We start from the raw sequence: 16,712 nt of genomic DNA on the forward strand, positions 1-16,712 counted from the left end.
TTGGCCCGGCTACGGGCGCACCTCAGGGATGAGGTGCGTAATCGCGCGGGACGAGCTGTCAGGGATGACGCTTTTTGCGTCTTTCCGATCTGACCGTGTTCCCTAAGCTGACTCGATCTCACAGCAAATCAAGCCAGACTTATTCCACCTCAGTTATAACTCCAGCTCAATCTCGCCTTTGGCTTTGCAGCAGCAGGGCAGGATCTCATCCTGCTGCACAAAGGCCAGCGGCCGCTGTGGATAATGCACTTCGCCTTTCAGCAGCCGCATCCGGCAGGAGCCGCAGTAACCTTCGCGGCACTGAAACTCCACGCAGAGATTGTTGGCTTCCAGCAGCGTCAGCAGATTGGTATGCTCGTCTGTGCATTCCAGCCGGGTGCCGGAACTGCGCAGAATAACAACGTCACGGCTCATGATTAAAGCTGGAAGTCGTCGAAGTCGTTAGCGCCCACTTCAGAGTCGATCTGACCGACCAGGTAAGAGCTCACTTCCACTTCCTGCGGCGCGACCTGAACGTTGTCAGACACCAGCCACGAGTTGATCCAGGGAATCGGGTTAGAGCGCGTCTGGAAGGGCAGTTCAAGACCCACCGCCTGCATACGGATATTGGTGATGTACTCAATATACTGGCAGAGAATGTCTTTGTTCAGGCCGATCATAGAGCCGCCGCTGAACAGATATTCTGCCCACTCTTTCTCCTGCAGCGCCGCCTTCTTAAACAGCTCGAAGCACTCTTCACGGCACTCTGCTGCAATCTCTTTCATCTCTGGATCGTCTTCACCGCTGCGCAGCAGGTTCAGCATATGCTGAGTGCCGGTCAGGTGCAGCGCTTCATCGCGAGCAATCAGTTTGATGATTTTGGCGTTACCTTCCATCAGCTCACGCTCAGCAAAAGCGAATGAACAGGCGAAGCTGACATAGAAACGGATTGCTTCCAGCGCATTGACGCTCATCAGGCAAATATAGAGCTGCTTCTTCAGGGCGCGCAGGCTGACCACAACCTGCTTGCCGTTGACCTGATGCGTGCCTTCGCCCAGCTGATGCCAGTAGTTGGTCATCTCAATCAGGTCGTCGTAATAACGTGAGATATCCTGGGCACGCGCCAGAATCTGTTCATTGGTAACGATATCGTCAAACACTACCGCCGGATCGTTAACGATGTTACGGATGATATGGGTGTATGAACGAGAGTGAATCGTCTCAGAGAACGCCCAGGTTTCAATCCAGGTTTCCAGCTCAGGAATTGAAATCAGCGGCAGCAGGGCAACGTTCGGGCTGCGACCCTGAATCGAATCCAGCAGCGTCTGATACTTCAGGTTGCTGATGAAGATATGCTTTTCGTGATCCGGCAGTGCCTGGTAGTCGATACGGTCGCGTGAGACATCCACCTCTTCCGGACGCCAGAAGAAGGAGAGCTGCTTTTCGATCAGCTTTTCAAAGATGTCATATTTCTGCTGATCGAAGCGCGCCACGTTGACGGACTGACCGAAAAACATCGGCTCTTTCAGCTGATCATTTTTGTTCTGTGAGAAAGTAGAGTAAGCCATAAAAGTTGTCCAAAAGTAGACGAAGCCAGGCCTCGTGAAATGAATGAGGCGGGAGAGTCTCCCGCCTGACCATTAGATCTTACAGGCGCCGCTCTCGCAGCCATCATCCTGGATAGAAGGTGCCAGGTCATCCTGCGCATCTTCCGCACCGTCACGGGTGTTCTGATAGTAGAGCGTTTTCACGCCGAACTTGTACGCCGTCAGCAGATCTTTCAGCAGCTGTTTCATCGGCACTTTACCGTTGGCAAAGCGTGACGGATCGTAGTTGGTGTTGGACGAAATGGCCTGGTCGATGAATTTCTGCATCAGACCCACCAGTTGCAGGTAGCCATCGTTGTTAGGCATTTCCCACAGCAGCTCGTACTGATCTTTGAGACGCTCGTACTCCGGCACCACCTGACGCAGGATGCCATCTTTTGATGCTTTGATGCTGATGTGGCCACGTGGCGGCTCAATGCCATTGGTGGCATTGGAGATCTGCGACGAGGTTTCAGACGGCATCAGCGCGGACAGGGTCGAGTTGCGCAGGCCGTGCGTCTTGATCTCTTCACGCAGGCTCTCCCAGTCGAGATGCAGCGGTTCGTTGCTGATCCCGTCCAGGTCTTTCTTATAGGTATCGATCGGCAGAATGCCCTGTGCATAGGTGGTTTCATTGAACCACGGGCAGGCACCTTGCTCTTTCGCCAGCTCGTTTGACGCTTTCAGCAGGTAGTACTGAATCGCTTCAAACGTTTTGTGGGTCAGGCCATTAGCGCTGCCATCGGAGTAGCGCACACCGTGCTTCGCCAGATAGTAAGCGTAGTTGATGACGCCAATGCCCAGGGTACGACGACCCATGGCACCACGCTGTGCAGCCGGAATCGGGTAATCCTGATAATCGAGCAGGGCATCAAGGGCACGCACCGCCAGGGTAGCCAGCTCTTCCAAATCGTCGAGGCTTTCAATGGCGCCAAGGTTGAACGCAGAGAGCGTACACAGGGCGATCTCACCGTTTTCGTCGTTAACATCTTCCAGCGGTTTGGTCGGCAGGGCGATTTCCAGGCAGAGGTTAGACTGGCGAACCGGCGCGATGCGCGGATCAAACGGGCTGTGAGTGTTGCAGTGATCGACGTTCTGAATGTAGATACGGCCAGTTGAAGCACGTTCCTGCATCATCAGCGAGAAGAGATCGACCGCTTTAACACGCTGCTGACGGATGCTCTTATCCTGCTCATATTTGGTGTAAAGGCGCTCAAACTCATCCTGATCGGCGAAGAACGCGTCATACAGGCCAGGCACGTCAGACGGGCTGAACAGGGTGATGTCTTCGCCTTTCAGCAGGCGCTGATACATCAGCTTGTTGAGCTGAACGCCATAGTCCATGTGACGCACGCGGTTACCTTCAACACCACGGTTGTTTTTCAGCACCAGCAGACTTTCGATTTCGAGATGCCACATCGGGTAGAACAGCGTCGCTGCGCCGCCACGTACGCCGCCCTGAGAACAGGACTTCACTGCGGTCTGAAAATGCTTATAGAACGGAATACAGCCGGTGTGGAACGCTTCACCGCCGCGAATCGGGCTGCCCAGCGCACGGATACGACCGGCGTTGATGCCGATACCGGCACGCTGAGAGACATATTTCACAATTGCACTGGAGGTGGCGTTGATGGAGTCCAGGCTGTCGCCGCACTCGATCAGCACACAGGAACTGAACTGACGCGTCGGGGTACGCACGCCCGACATGATTGGCGTCGGCAGTGAGATTTTAAACGTGGAGATCGCATCATAGAAACGCTTGATGTAATCCATACGCGTGTCGCGCGGATAGCCAGAGAAGAGGCAGGCAGCGACCAGAATGTAGAGGAACTGCGCGCTCTCGTAAATTTCACCCGAGACGCGGTTCTGGACCAGATATTTGCCTTCCAGCTGCTTTACCGCTGCGTAGGAGAAGTTCATGTCACGCCAGTGGTCGAGAAACTCGTCCATCTGCGCGAACTCTTCCTGGCTGTAATCTTCCAGCAGGTGGCGATCATATTTGCCCATGTCGACCATCTTAACGACCTGGTCATAAAGCTTCGGCGGCTCAAACTGACCATACGCTTTTTTACGCAGGTGGAAGATTGCCAGGCGGGCAGCCAGGTACTGATAGTCAGGGGCATCGCGAGAGATGAGGTCTGCTGCGGCCTTGATGATGGTCTCATGAATGTCAGAGGTTCTGATGCCATCATAGAACTGAATGTGGGAGCGCAGCTCCACCTGTGACACTGAGACGTTGTTCAGCCCTTCAGCTGCCCAGTCCAGCACACGGTGAATTTTGTCGAGATCAATGCGCTCCTGGCGGCCATCGCGTTTAGTAACGAGCAGACTCTGGTTCATGTCGCGTTTTTACCTTTGCGTGAGTATCCAAAAATTAAAAGAAATCCCGGTTTATACACAGCCTATTCATTGTGAATAATGTGTGGATAAACACTACATCTAGGGGGTGATGAGAAAAGTCATAACTACATGGGGGCATATTTTAGTATTTTACGGCCGCTTAACAAGAGCAAAAAATGATGGCTGGAGGGGTTGTAATTCTTGCGAAATTTCTTAGCCCACGCCTTGTAAGGCCTGGCAACATGTCAACCAGATCACACTTTTTTTTCTAACTTTGATCGGACGCGTATTTCTTATTCAATCCTCCCTTTTCGGCCCTGCAGGGGAGGAAAAAAAGCGAAAAGAGACTACGTGCATGGGCCGTTGCAAGATGACGCGGACTGAAATCTGAGGCAGAAGAGAGTGGGTGAGACGTAACCCACTGGCAGATAACACTATGCCTCTGTTGCGGTTGGTTCCGGCGGCAGCAGGCGATGAAAAGCAGAAAGGGAAGGACAAGCCCGCCCTGATTCAGGCGGGCCGATCACTTATACGGCGCGGTGCGTGTGCACCATATAATTCACGTCAGTGCCGGGGGCCAGTTTGAAGCGATTGGTCAGCGGATTGTAGTGCAGGCCGATAATGTTACGTTCACGCAGCGTCGTTTCATCCACCCAGCCCAGCAGTTCGGAAGGACGGATAAACTTCTTCACGTCATGGGTGCCGCGCGGCAGCATGCGGAGCACATATTCCGCGCCAAAGATCGCCAGTAGCCAGGCTTTGGGATTGCGGTTCAGCGTAGAGAAAAAGACTTCGCCGCCGGGTTTGACCAGTTTCGCACAGGCGTGAATCACCGAGCGGGGATCCGGCACGTGCTCCAGCATCTCCATGCAGGTCACCACATCATATTTCCCTGCGTTCTGCTCCGCATGCTCTTCAACGGTCTGCTGAACGTAGTCCAGCGTGACGCCGCTCTCCAGAGCGTGCAGACGCGCCACGGCCAGTGGTTCGGCACCCATATCCAGACCGGTCACAACTGCGCCTTCACGCGCCATGCTTTCGGATAAAATGCCGCCGCCGCATCCAACGTCGAGCACGGTTTTACCGAACAGGCCATTGCTGCGCTGCGCGATGTAGCCCAGGCGCAGGGGGTTGATACGGTGCAACGGTTTAAATTCACCCTCCAGATCCCACCAGCGTGAGGCAACGGCCTCAAACTTGGCAATTTCCTGCGCATCGACGTTATGCTGATGATTCTGCGGTTGTGCATTCATTGAATCGTAACTCCTGACAAAATGTGCCCACAGTATAAACGCTTAACCGCAGTTGGCACACCTTTCAGGGGCAATGAAAAGCAGGGGAAATCGGTGGTTAACGTTCACCAGAGCATTGCAGTGTGATATACTTTCGCACCTTTAAAATCCGGGATTAAGTAGAGGGATAGCGGCTCCATGAGCGACCTTGCGAGAGAAATTACACCGGTCAATATCGAAGAAGAATTAAAGAATTCTTACCTCGGTTACGCCATGTCGGTCATCGTTGGCCGAGCTTTACCCGATGTGCGTGATGGCCTGAAGCCGGTTCACCGTCGCGTACTCTATGCGATGAGCGTACTGGGTAACGACTGGAACAAACCCTATAAAAAATCTGCCCGCGTCGTCGGTGACGTTATCGGTAAATATCACCCGCATGGTGATTCCGCCGTTTACGACACCATTGTACGTATGGCCCAGCCTTTCTCCCTGCGTTACATGCTGGTGGACGGACAAGGCAACTTCGGTTCCATCGACGGCGACTCCGCTGCAGCGATGCGTTATACCGAAATTCGCATGTCGAAAATCGCCCACGACCTGTTAGCTGACCTGGAAAAAGAGACCGTCGATTTCGTACCGAACTATGACGGCACTGAGCAGATCCCTGAAGTTCTGCCGACCAAAATCCCTAACCTGCTGGTGAACGGTTCTTCCGGTATCGCCGTGGGTATGGCAACCAACATTCCACCGCACAACCTGCGTGAAGTGATTAACGGCTGCCTGGCGTACATTGAAGATGAGAACATCAGCATTGAAGCGCTGATGGAGCACATTCCGGGGCCTGATTTCCCGACCGCCGCCATCATCAATGGTCGCCGTGGCATCGAAGAAGCGTACCGCACCGGACGCGGCAAGATTTACATTCGCGCACGTGGCGAAGTGGAAGCCGATGCGAAAACGGGCCGCGAGACCATCATCATTCACGAGCTGCCGTATCAGGTGAACAAAGCACGCCTGATTGAGAAGATTGCGGAGCTGGTGAAAGAGAAGCGTGTCGAAGGCATCAGCGCACTGCGCGATGAGTCTGATAAAGACGGCATGCGCATCGTGATTGAAATCAAGCGTGATGCGGTCGGCGAAGTGGTGCTGAATAATCTCTATTCACTGACCCAGTTGCAGACATCGTTTGGCATCAATATGGTGGCGCTGCATCAGGGCCAGCCGAAGATTATGGCGCTGAAGGAAATTCTGGATGCCTTTGTTCGCCATCGTCGTGAAGTCGTAACGCGTCGTACCATCTTTGAACTGCGTAAAGCCCGTGACCGCGCGCATATCCTGGAAGGTCTGGCGATTGCGCTGGCGAATATCGATCCAATTATCGAGCTGATTCGTCGTGCACCAAACCCGGCAGAAGCGAAAGCGGGTCTGATTGCACAGGCGTGGGATCTGGGTAACGTGTCAGCGATGCTGGAGCGTGCCGGTGATGACGCCGCGCGTCCCGAGTGGCTGGATCCGCAGTACGGCATCCGTGATGGTCAGTACTATCTGACCGAGCAGCAGGCTCAGGCGATTCTGGATCTGCGTCTGCAGAAACTGACCGGCCTTGAGCACGAGAAGCTGCTGGATGAGTATAAGGCACTGCTGGAGCAGATCGCTGAGTTGCTGCACATTCTGTCGAGCGCTGAGCGTCTGATGGAAGTGATCCGCGAAGAGCTGGAGCTGATGCGCGATCAGTTTGGCGACGATCGTCGTACAGAGATCACCGCAAATACCGCCGATATTAACATCGAAGACCTGATCAATCAGGAAGATGTTGTGGTGACATTGTCGCATCAGGGCTATGTGAAGTATCAGCCGCTGACCGACTATGAAGCGCAGCGTCGTGGTGGTAAAGGCAAGTCAGCCGCACGTATCAAAGAAGAGGACTTCATTGATCGTCTGCTGGTGGCGAATACCCATGACACGATTCTTTGCTTCTCAAGCCGTGGCCGTCTCTACTGGATGAAGGTTTATCAGCTGCCGGAAGCCAGTCGCGGCGCACGTGGACGTCCAATCGTCAATCTGCTGCCGCTGGAAGCCAACGAGCGCATTACGGCGATTCTGCCGGTACGTGAGTATACCGAAGGCTTCAATATCTTTATGGCGACCGCGCTGGGTACCGTGAAGAAGACTGCGCTGAAAGAGTTCAGTCGTCCGCGTAGCGCCGGCATTATTGCCGTGAATCTGCGTGATGACGATGAGCTGATCGGTGTGGCGCTGACCAACGGTAATGACGAAGCGATGCTGTTCTCAGCGGCCGGTAAAGTGGTGCGCTTCGCAGAAACCGCAGTTCGTGCCATGGGTCGTACCGCTTCTGGCGTGCGCGGCATCAGGCTGGCTGAAGGCGATCGTGTCGTGTCGTTGATTGTGCCGCGTGAAGAGGGTGCCATTATGACCGTAACGCAGAATGGTTACGGTAAGCGGACTGCCAACAGCGAATACCCGACCAAGTCGCGTGCGACGCAGGGTGTTATTTCAATCAAAGTGACTGAACGTAATGGTCCGGTAATTGGCGCGGTTCAGGTTGTCGATGGCGATCAGATTATGATGATCACCGATGCCGGTACGCTGGTGCGTACTCGCGTTTCAGAAGTGAGCGTCGTGGGTCGTAATACCCAGGGTGTGATCCTGATTCGTACCGCAGAGGATGAGAACGTAGTCGCTCTGCAGCGTGTTGCCGAGCCGGTTGAAGAAGAAGAGCTGGATTCAATCGACGGCAGCGTGGCGGAAGGCGAAGATGATATTGCGCCGGAAGCTGAGATTGACGATGAAGAGATTGCACCGGAAGCGGATGCAGAAGACGAAGACGACGCAGCTGAAGACGAAGAGTAATTTGTCTGACGTGAGCTGAGGTTCGTTGCAGAAACGGCAGGTCAGGGGAAACCCGGCCTGCCGTTTTTTTGTGTGTGATGGACAGATTGCAGGGGCAGAGAGTTTATGGCGGGTGGCTGGGAGCTGATGGCTGTGAGTCGGGAGCCGTCGCAATGCCTGCTGTGCCCGATCGCAAAGGATTCCCGCATCCCTGCGGATCGGCCACGCCATCCCTGCCGTGGACACGTTGCTCTTCGGGCACAGCAGGCTTTTTTGTTGGGATTTGGGTGTCGCTTTGAGGGGATGGGCGGGGTGAGATGTGGGGCGGGCACATGGCTGGTGGCTATGAGTCGGGAGCGGTCGCAATGCCCGATCGCAAAGGATTCCCGCATCCCTGCGGATCGTCCACACCATCCGTGGCGTGGACGCTTTGCTCTTCGGGCACAGCAGGCCTTTCTTATTGGGGTTGTGGTGTCGCTTTGAGGAGATGCAGATGGCGCTTTGGCTGTCTTAAAAGATTCCCAAACCTTCCGCTAAGCCTGCGGCTGGCTGGCTTTTTTCGCCCGATAAAGCTAGTGTATGGGCATTAAAAATCGATGATGCGACTAACCTTGCCAACTGCGAGTTACCTTTGAAATATCCTGTCTCTTTCCGCACTACGCTTCGCATCTCGCGCTATCTTTTTCGCGCGCTGGCGCTGCTAATCTGGACGCTGGGTGCCGTTCTGACAGCGTTTTACATCATCAGCGTACTGCACAATAAAGAGACGCAGGTCCGGCAGGAGTTCGCCAGCAACTACGGCACGATACAGTGGTATGTGCGCCATTCGGCGGACATGATGCGTGAGCTGAAGTACATCACTGAAAACCGCTTAACCAACGCCAGCAGTGGTCTGGATGTGCTGACCGGCATGATGCCAGGTAAAGCCACCCAGCCGCAGTATACGCCGCTGTTCTCGGATGGCGACTGCACCTCAATGAGCAATACCTGGCGCAATTCGCTCGATTCACTCAGCTACTACATCAATTACTGGAAAAGTAACTTCGCCTCATCGTATGAACTGAATCGGGTGTTCTTTATCGGTGGCGAGAGCCAGTGTCTGGCCGACTTTACCATTGGCAGCAGTAATGCCGATCGGGAACGCAGCCTGAAATCGCTGCGTGAGAATGTGCTCCGCTATCGCAATAGCAGTGAGGAGGATCGCCGCAATCCGATGTACTGGATCAACAGCAGTGCTCAGCCCGGTGTCGGCACCTTCTATATGGTGGTGCCGGTTTACGTCGCCAACAAGTTACAGGCGCTGCTGGGTGTTGAGCAGAATATCCGCCTGGATGAGTTTATTCAGCCGGGTAGCCTGCCGGTCATTGCGTCCATTACCGATGAAAATTATCGTCCACTGCTTAACTCGCGGCGCGGCGGGCTGGGCTTCTCGCTCGATAATCTGCCGGATGATAAAACCTGGTTCGGTTATCTGAATGGGTATCGTCAGCTGGTGCTGAAGAAACCGCTGCCGCCGTCCGACCTTAATGTGGTCTGGTCGATACCCACCGATGTGATGGTGGATCAGCTCAAGCTGATGATCATTAATGCGCTGCTGCTCAATATTTTCAGTGCGGTGATCCTGTTTACGCTTGCCTGGGTATTTGAGCGGCGGATGTTCCTGCCGGCGGAGGAGAATGCGCACCGGCTGGAAGAGCATGAGCAGTTTAACCGTAAGATTGTTGCTTCTGCGCCGGTCGGGATCTGTATTTTACGCACCAGCGACGGCACCAATATTCTGAGTAACGAACTGGCGCATAACTATCTGACGTTGCTGACGCAGGAAGATCGTCTGAAGCTGAATGAGATAATCGGCGGACAGCAGGTCAATTTTGTCGATGTGCTGACCGGCAGTAATACCAACCTGCAAATCAGCTTTGTGCATTCGCGTTATCGTAATGAGAACGTGGCGATTTGCGTGCTGGTCGATGTCTCAGCGCGTGTGCGGATGGAGCAGTCTCTGCAGGAGATGGCTCACGCGGCAGAGCAGGCGAGCCAGTCAAAATCGATGTTCCTTGCTACCGTCAGTCACGAACTGCGCACGCCGCTGTATGGCATTATCGGTAACCTCGACCTGTTACAGACCAAAGAGCTGCCCAGCGGCATCGACTCGCTGGTGACGGCGATGAACAACTCCTCCAGCCTGCTGCTGAAGATCATCAGCGATATTCTCGACTTCTCGAAAATTGAGTCCGAGCAGTTGAAAATCGAGCCGCGTCCGTTTGCCCCACGTGAAATCGTGACCCACATCGTCGGCAACTATCTGTCGCTGGTGGTGAAGAAGCGGCTGACGCTCTACTGCTTCATCGAACATGACGTGCCACAGGTGCTGGACGGCGATCCGCTGCGTCTGCAGCAGGTGATCTCGAACCTGCTGAATAACGCGATTAAGTTTACGCACACCGGTTGTATTATCCTGCATGCCTGGGTTGCGGAGGGCTATCTGGCCTTCCGCGTCCGGGATACCGGGGTCGGCATCCCGGCGAAGGAGCTGCCGCGCCTGTTTGATCCCTTCTTCCAGGTGGGAAATGGCGTGCAGCGTAATTTCCAGGGCACGGGGCTGGGACTGGCGATCTGTGAAAAGCTGATCAACATGATGGATGGTGACATCGAGGTCGACTCAGAGCCGGGCATGGGCAGCCAGTTCATTGTCCGTATTCCGATCTACAAAGGACAGAAGCCGTCGCTGATGCTGCTGGAGGGTTTGCAGGATAAGAAAATCTGGCTGGCGATGCGCAATGACTATCTGGCGCAATTTGTTACCCGCCAGATTCAGCAGCAGGGCATTGAGGTTGCGGAGTATAACGGTAAGCCGGGTCACGACGATGTGGTGATGACCGATTACGAACTGGAAATCGACTTACCGCTGCGGGCGCTGATCACCTTTGACGGATCGCATGTGGATATGCCGCGTGAACGTCAGCCGGGGCGCTGGATCCACTCGACAGCCACGCTGCACGAGGTGCCGGCTCTTCTGGCGCGCATCTATCGTATTTCGCTGGGCCACGATACAGCGGATGCGTTGCTGCTTGCCGCGCCGGTCGAAGAGAAAGTGCATAACGATGACATCATGGTGCTGATTGTTGATGACCATCCGATTAACCGCATGCTGCTATCGGAACAGCTTGGCACGCTGGGCTATCAGGTCAAAACCGCGCAGGATGGCGTGGATGCGCTTAACGTGCTGAGTCGTAATGAAATCGACATCGTGCTGACGGACGTGAACATGCCAAACATGGATGGTTATCGCCTGACGCAGCGGTTGCGTCAGCTGGGCCATCTCTTCCCGGTGGTGGGCGTGACGGCGAATGCGCTGGCGGAAGAGAAACAGCGTTGTATGGATGCGGGTATGGATAACTGTCTGTCGAAACCGGTGACGCTGGATGTGCTGAAGGTGACGCTGGCAATCTATGCTGATCGGGTGCGTAAAACGCGGCCAGGATAAAGCAGGATAGGGCAGGAGAAGAGGCGGTACAGACTGCACCGCCTCAGACGTAACTTAGTCTCTTTCGACCTGACTCTGGCTGACAGACGACAGGTAGTTCAGCAGCGCGATATCATTATCCACGCCCAGTTTCATCATTGCTGATTTCTTCTGGCTACTGATGGTTTTGATACTGCGGTTCAGTTTCTTGGCGATTTCGGTCACCAGGAAACCTTCTGCGAACAGACGCAGTACTTCGCTCTCTTTCGGTGACAGGCGTTTGTCGCCATAACCACCTGCGCTGATCTTCTCCAGCAGCTTCGCAACGCTTTCCGGCGTATATTTCTTGCCTTTCTGCAGTGCAGCCAGTGCTTTTGGTAAATCGGTAGGCGCGCCCTGTTTCAGGACAATCCCTTCGATATCGAGATCCAGCACAGAACTCAGAATCGCCGGGTTATTGTTCATGGTCAGAACAATAATCGACAGATCCGGATAGTGACGTTTAATATATTTAATCAGCGTAATGCCATCGCCATACTTCTCACCTGGCATAGAGAGGTCGGTGATCAGGACGTTAGCATCAAGCTTGGACAGATTATTGATCAGTGCTGTTGAGTCTTCGAACTCACCTACAACGTTGACCCATTCAATTTGTTCCAGAGACTTTCGGATACCGAAAAGGACAATTGGATGGTCATCGGCAATAATTACGTTTAAGTTATTCATCTTATTGGTTACCTTGCTGCAGCAGTTGATTGACGTAAGCGTCAATATCACTGGTGGTATTTGTAATGTTTGAATCGTCACACGCTTTAATGTGGTGTTCTAACTCTTCACAAAGCTGTTTGCCGGGAGTCAGATTGAGCATGGCAAACACGCCCTTTAGGCGATGCGCTGTCTGAGCAAGCGAGGCGTAGTCCTTTTCCGCTGACTCAGTATACAGTCTCTTCACATCAACCGGTACTGTCTCCGTAAACAGCTGGAAATAGCCACCGCTCATCAATGGCGTGGCCGTGTCGTCTTCCATGTCATTATCCATCACATCATGCGACAGTTGCTTCTCAATCAGGGCCAGTAAGGCATCGAGCATCGCATTACTGAGATTGAAATTGACCCGATACTGCTGGTCGTTCAGTGCATGATGACCCAGCTCATCTTCCGCCAGCAGCAGTGCCCAGCCGCTAAGCTTTGCGGGATCGTCGGTCACCAGCACATCGTGATCCTGACCGGAAATGCGCTCATCGGGCGTCAGACAACGCGCGCCCCAGTTTTCCAGATGGCGGCAGACGATTTTATGTACGTCCTCCACGGTGATCTCCACCAGCGCGGTCACACCATCCAGAATCTTCTCCTCTTCTTCTTCGCGCTTCTCTTCCAGCACCAGCGGCAGCTGCATGTTGTAGCGCGTGCCGATATCCGCTTTTGCCACGATATCGAGACTGCCACCCATCTGCTTGCAGAGCTGCTTACACAGGAAGAACGCCATGCCGGAAGCCTGTCCGTAGCGATCCTGACTGGTATCGCCCAGGAACGGGAAGTCGACATTCGCCAGCTCATCCACCGTCAGACCCGCACCGGTGTCCACCAGTTCGATGATCACTCTATCGGCCTGTTTGTCCGCAGCCTTAACTTCCAGGGTGATTTTTCCCCAGCGGGTGGTGGTCAGAGCATAGTGCATCAGCGTGGTCAGCACTTTGCGCAGTGCGCGACGGTCGCCAAATCGCGTCTCGTCATTCGCCAGATGATTATTCACCACCAGCGACAGTCCTTTGCGACGCATCAGCGGCAGGCTTTCCAGTGCGATTTCGTCCAGCAGCTCCTGCAGGTTAAAGACGGTCGCATCCGGTGACCAGTCATGCGCCTCAAGCCGGTTGAGCAGCACGATATCATCTACCAGTCGCGCCAGTCCCTGGCTCTCATCGAGCAGGTCCAGCACGGTCTCATCGGCATCACGCTGGCTGAGCTGCACCAGCTGCGTCACCATCTTCTCCAGAGGCTGATTCAGTGCATGGCCCAGATTGTGCAGCAGCTGCTGACGCATCTGATGATTGCGATCCAGCACCTGCTGCGCTTTCTGCAGTTTCTTATTCACCAGCAGCTCACGATCCTGGTCACGCATCATAAACAGCTGAGTATGTGGCGACAGCACGCTGCGGGCGTGGCGAATCTCATACACTTCGTTATTGATAGTGGCCTGCAGCACGCCCTGATGCTGGTCGGACATATTAATAATCTTCTGCAGATTGAGATGCGGCAAGAGATGTTCAGCAATCTTATTGCTCAGCAGGGTGCGGTTGCTGGCAAAGTCATACACCAGCAGGCCGACCGGCAGGCTGGCCACAATCTCTTCATTCAGTACCCGTAGCGAATCAAGTTCAGCGCTCTGATTCTCGCTGGGACGTAGCGACTGCTGGCGCAGCAGCACAATACCCGCCAGCGACAGCAGGAACAGCAGCAGGTTGATCAGCAGCGGCCAGAGCAGGTTGTGCAGGCTGTCGATAATCAGGCGGGTAATCGGCACCTGATAGACCAGTTGCAGCGACGTACTGGGCAGGGTGGCCGTAATCTCAATATTGGGATTAACCAGCGTGATGCGGGTGTTTTCCACCTCCTGCTGATCGGCTGTCGTGGCAGGCATTGAGCTGTCCTGACGCAGCTGGAAGTTTTCCAGCGGCATGTTCTGCGGAACAATATCGTTAACCGGCAGATCAAAGGCGACCACCGTGGCCAGATGGCCCGGCTGATTGAAGGTGGTGCGCAGCGTGAAATAGTGGTCGTTCTGGAAGGCGAGATGACGCAGCGGCGAGAAGCTCTCGCGTTCATCCAGCGCATTGGCCTGTTGCAGCATCTCCGCGCGGCGGCTATCTACCATTGAGCTGATAGCGCTCTCTTTATAGCGCGTCGCCATATCTTTCAGCGGCAGGGTCGAGATCATAATCAGGCTGTTGTCCTGACCATTTAAAAAGTACATCGACCAGGTGGGATTTTCTGCGCCCCACAGCGTGTCGAGATAGTTCGACATCCGCATGGTCATATCCAGCGTGCTGCTGTCGTGTGAGCCGAAAATCAGCGCCTCGGTTTTACGCCGGGTTTTTTCCAGGTAATAGACGTCAGGACGCAGCCGCGTCTCCTGCAGATTACTGCCGGGTGTTGCGCCTGCCGCACTGGTGGAGAGATTTTCATAGATCTGCCAGGTGGCAAAGCGGTAGGCGTCGATGCGCTTCTGCACGTCACGCGCCAGATCGTCCATCGCATAGCGTTTGCCAGTCAGCCAGGCATTGACCGAGTTATGCACCATAAAGCCCAGCGCCAGCAGCAGCACCAGATTGAAAACCACAAAAAAGCGGGTGACATTGCCGGAGGTCAGTGGAAACTTATACAACATAGCGTGTCAGGTACCTGAATTATCGCGCAACTTTTCGCGCACTGGCGGCTACCGCTAGCAGCAACAGCGCGATCATTAGAAATGCGCCGCTGAGGCTGATCCATTGCGAAATGAATCCGATTAAAGCCGGACCTGAGAGAATACCCGCATATCCCAGCATTGTCATGGCAGAAATCGCCAGGTTTGCAGGCATATCCTGTTGATTCCCGGCAGCATTGAACAACATCGGCACCGTATTGGATAAACCAAAGCCAACCAGCAGGAATGCCAGCAGGGCGATCTCCGGCCACGGCAGCCAGACGGCCAGCGTCATGCCCGCTGCGGCGGTCAGTGCGCCCGTCAGCATCACCGGATAGCGGCCAAAACGCTGGATGATCTTATCGCCGCTAAAACGGCCCAGCGTCATCGCCACCGAAAAGACCGCATAGCCCAGACCGGCGTAAGCGGGTGACATCGCCGGGTTCTGCAGCAACAGCAGCGCACCCCAGTCCAGCACTGCCCCTTCCGCCAGGAACAGGATAAAGCAGAGCAGGCCAAGAAATGCGACCCAGCCACGTGGGATCACCAGCCAGGGCTGATCGGGCTGGTGCAGACGCTGGCTCATTAACACCGGCAGTCGCCACAACAGCAGTAACAGCATTACGGCCATCACCACCAGGGTCGCGTGCAGCGGCGTAAATGAGCGGCTCAGCAACAGGCTCACCGTACCCGCACCGAGAATCCCGCCCAGACTGAAGAAGCCATGAAAGCCAGACATCATCGGCTTATCAGCAGCCTGCTCAACCTGTACCGCCTGATAATTCATCGCCACATCCAGCATGCCCAGACCGGCACCAAACAGCATTAGCGCCGCGGCCATTACCAGATGAGAGTCAGCCGTGGCCAGCAGCGGCATCATAAGCAGCACTAACAGCGTCGAGAAACCCATCACCCGACGGCAGCCAAAACGTGCCACCAGCGTGCCGGTCACCGGCATCGCGGCCAGCGAACCAATTCCCAGGCAAAGCAGTAACGCGCCTAAGGAGGCACCGCTGAGCTGCAGACGATCGCGGGCAAACGGCACCAGCGGTGCCCAGGCTGACATCCCCAAGCCATTAATCAGAAAGATAGTGCGCGTGCCCCAGTTCAGGCGGCTCTGATGCTTATGTTGTTGTGCAGCGTCCAGTGCAGTCATAGGTCAGATTCATCAAAGATAAAGCGGAAAAGTGTAGCTCTGGCCGCGAGTTCAGTGGCCGTTGCGCCTCTTATCAAAGTGGTGCAGCAACATCGTTTAAAGGGCAAAACCGGGAGTTTACCGACTTTTGCTGCGCCGCGAATTTTTTCCAGAACTTTCCTGGTATGACCACCACACTCGCGGCGTGACTTAACTCAAATTTCAAGACCAGTTTTCAACCACTTGCTGCCCAGCAAGACGGAACAGGACCAGTCATAAATGATGGCTGAATCGCATAATTAACAAATTTATTTTTCCGGTCTCAGGTTTTCTAAAGGGTGGTTTTTTAACCGTTTTTTATCATTCATGGAAACAGTCAGCAATAAATTGACATGAAAAACAAGGGCAAAGCACATTTTTTGAAAACTGAACTTCATCTGTGGCTAATGTAATCAAGATTAAATCATAATAAAATCTGTACATTTACGTTGATTTTTATCGCGGTTACGCTAAAAATCATCCTGTCAGAACTGTTACATTTCGCGTCAGTCTGTACAGCTAAATCTAACAATAATACCGCCACGCTTCGCTTTTCCAGGGGCGTGTGACGCACTTTTGTTTTGCCGTTTCTATATGCACCAGGTTGAGACGCCTTCTGTTGTTCAGAAGGTGAAACTATGTGTGAAGGCTATAAGCATAAAATAATTTTATGTTTATAGATTCA

At 54.1% G+C, this 16,712-nt stretch carries 9 protein-coding genes; 2 read left to right on the forward strand and 7 right to left on the reverse strand.

Going from position 1 to position 16,712, the window contains the following annotated elements:
- Positions 1-153 precede the first annotated feature (153 nt).
- The 4 genes from yfaE to ubiG all read right to left on the reverse strand — a co-directional run bounded on the left by yfaE (position 154) and on the right by ubiG (position 5,158).
- Positions 154-414 carry a class I ribonucleotide reductase maintenance protein YfaE gene (gene yfaE, locus ACTJKZ_RS01540; RefSeq protein WP_010258095.1) on the reverse strand — a complete coding sequence of 87 codons (261 nt, stop codon included), beginning with the start codon at positions 412-414 and terminating at the stop codon, positions 154-156.
- 2 nt (positions 415-416) lie between these two features.
- On the reverse strand, positions 417-1,547 hold the full coding sequence (nrdB, locus tag ACTJKZ_RS01545; protein WP_440829125.1) for a class Ia ribonucleoside-diphosphate reductase subunit beta: 1,131 nt from the start codon (positions 1,545-1,547) through the stop codon (positions 417-419).
- A gap of 72 nt (positions 1,548-1,619) precedes the next feature.
- Positions 1,620-3,905 (reverse strand): class 1a ribonucleoside-diphosphate reductase subunit alpha, encoded by a 2,286-nt coding sequence (gene nrdA / locus ACTJKZ_RS01550; RefSeq protein WP_440829126.1) that lies wholly within the window; start codon positions 3,903-3,905, stop codon positions 1,620-1,622.
- Between the two features lie 527 nt (positions 3,906-4,432).
- The gene (gene ubiG / locus ACTJKZ_RS01555) at positions 4,433-5,158 is read right to left on the reverse strand and encodes a bifunctional 2-polyprenyl-6-hydroxyphenol methylase/3-demethylubiquinol 3-O-methyltransferase UbiG (protein WP_440829127.1); all 726 of its coding nucleotides are present in this window, start codon (positions 5,156-5,158) and stop codon (positions 4,433-4,435) included.
- 177 nt (positions 5,159-5,335) lie between these two features.
- Between ubiG and gyrA the strand changes: the two genes are divergently transcribed.
- Both gyrA and rcsC read left to right on the forward strand, forming a co-directional pair.
- Positions 5,336-8,008 (forward strand): DNA topoisomerase (ATP-hydrolyzing) subunit A, encoded by a 2,673-nt coding sequence (gene gyrA, locus ACTJKZ_RS01560; RefSeq protein ID WP_161733352.1) that lies wholly within the window; start codon positions 5,336-5,338, stop codon positions 8,006-8,008.
- 610 nt (positions 8,009-8,618) lie between these two features.
- A complete protein-coding gene (rcsC, locus tag ACTJKZ_RS01565; protein WP_161733350.1) occupies positions 8,619-11,471 on the forward strand; it encodes a two-component system sensor histidine kinase RcsC in 2,853 nt (950 codons plus the stop codon).
- A gap of 54 nt (positions 11,472-11,525) precedes the next feature.
- Here the strand turns inward: rcsC and rcsB are convergent, their stop codons facing one another.
- Genes rcsB through ACTJKZ_RS01580 form a run of 3 tightly spaced genes read right to left on the reverse strand, consistent with a single transcriptional unit; the run spans position 11,526 to position 16,009 of the window.
- The gene (gene rcsB, locus ACTJKZ_RS01570) at positions 11,526-12,176 is read right to left on the reverse strand and encodes a response regulator transcription factor RcsB (protein ID WP_003854204.1); all 651 of its coding nucleotides are present in this window, start codon (positions 12,174-12,176) and stop codon (positions 11,526-11,528) included.
- 1 nt (position 12,177) lies between these two features.
- Positions 12,178-14,835: a phosphotransferase RcsD gene (gene rcsD / locus ACTJKZ_RS01575; RefSeq protein WP_161733348.1), complete on the reverse strand. Its 2,658-nt coding sequence runs from the start codon at positions 14,833-14,835 to the stop codon at positions 12,178-12,180.
- A gap of 19 nt (positions 14,836-14,854) precedes the next feature.
- Positions 14,855-16,009, reverse strand: coding sequence for an MFS transporter (locus ACTJKZ_RS01580; protein ID WP_440829128.1), 1,155 nt, complete (start codon positions 16,007-16,009; stop codon positions 14,855-14,857).
- Between the last annotated feature and the right edge of the window lie 703 nt (positions 16,010-16,712).

It is taken from the genome of Pantoea sp. 22096 (assembly GCF_052045955.1).
GTDB classification, from domain to species: Bacteria; Pseudomonadota; Gammaproteobacteria; order Enterobacterales; family Enterobacteriaceae; genus Pantoea; species Pantoea alfalfae.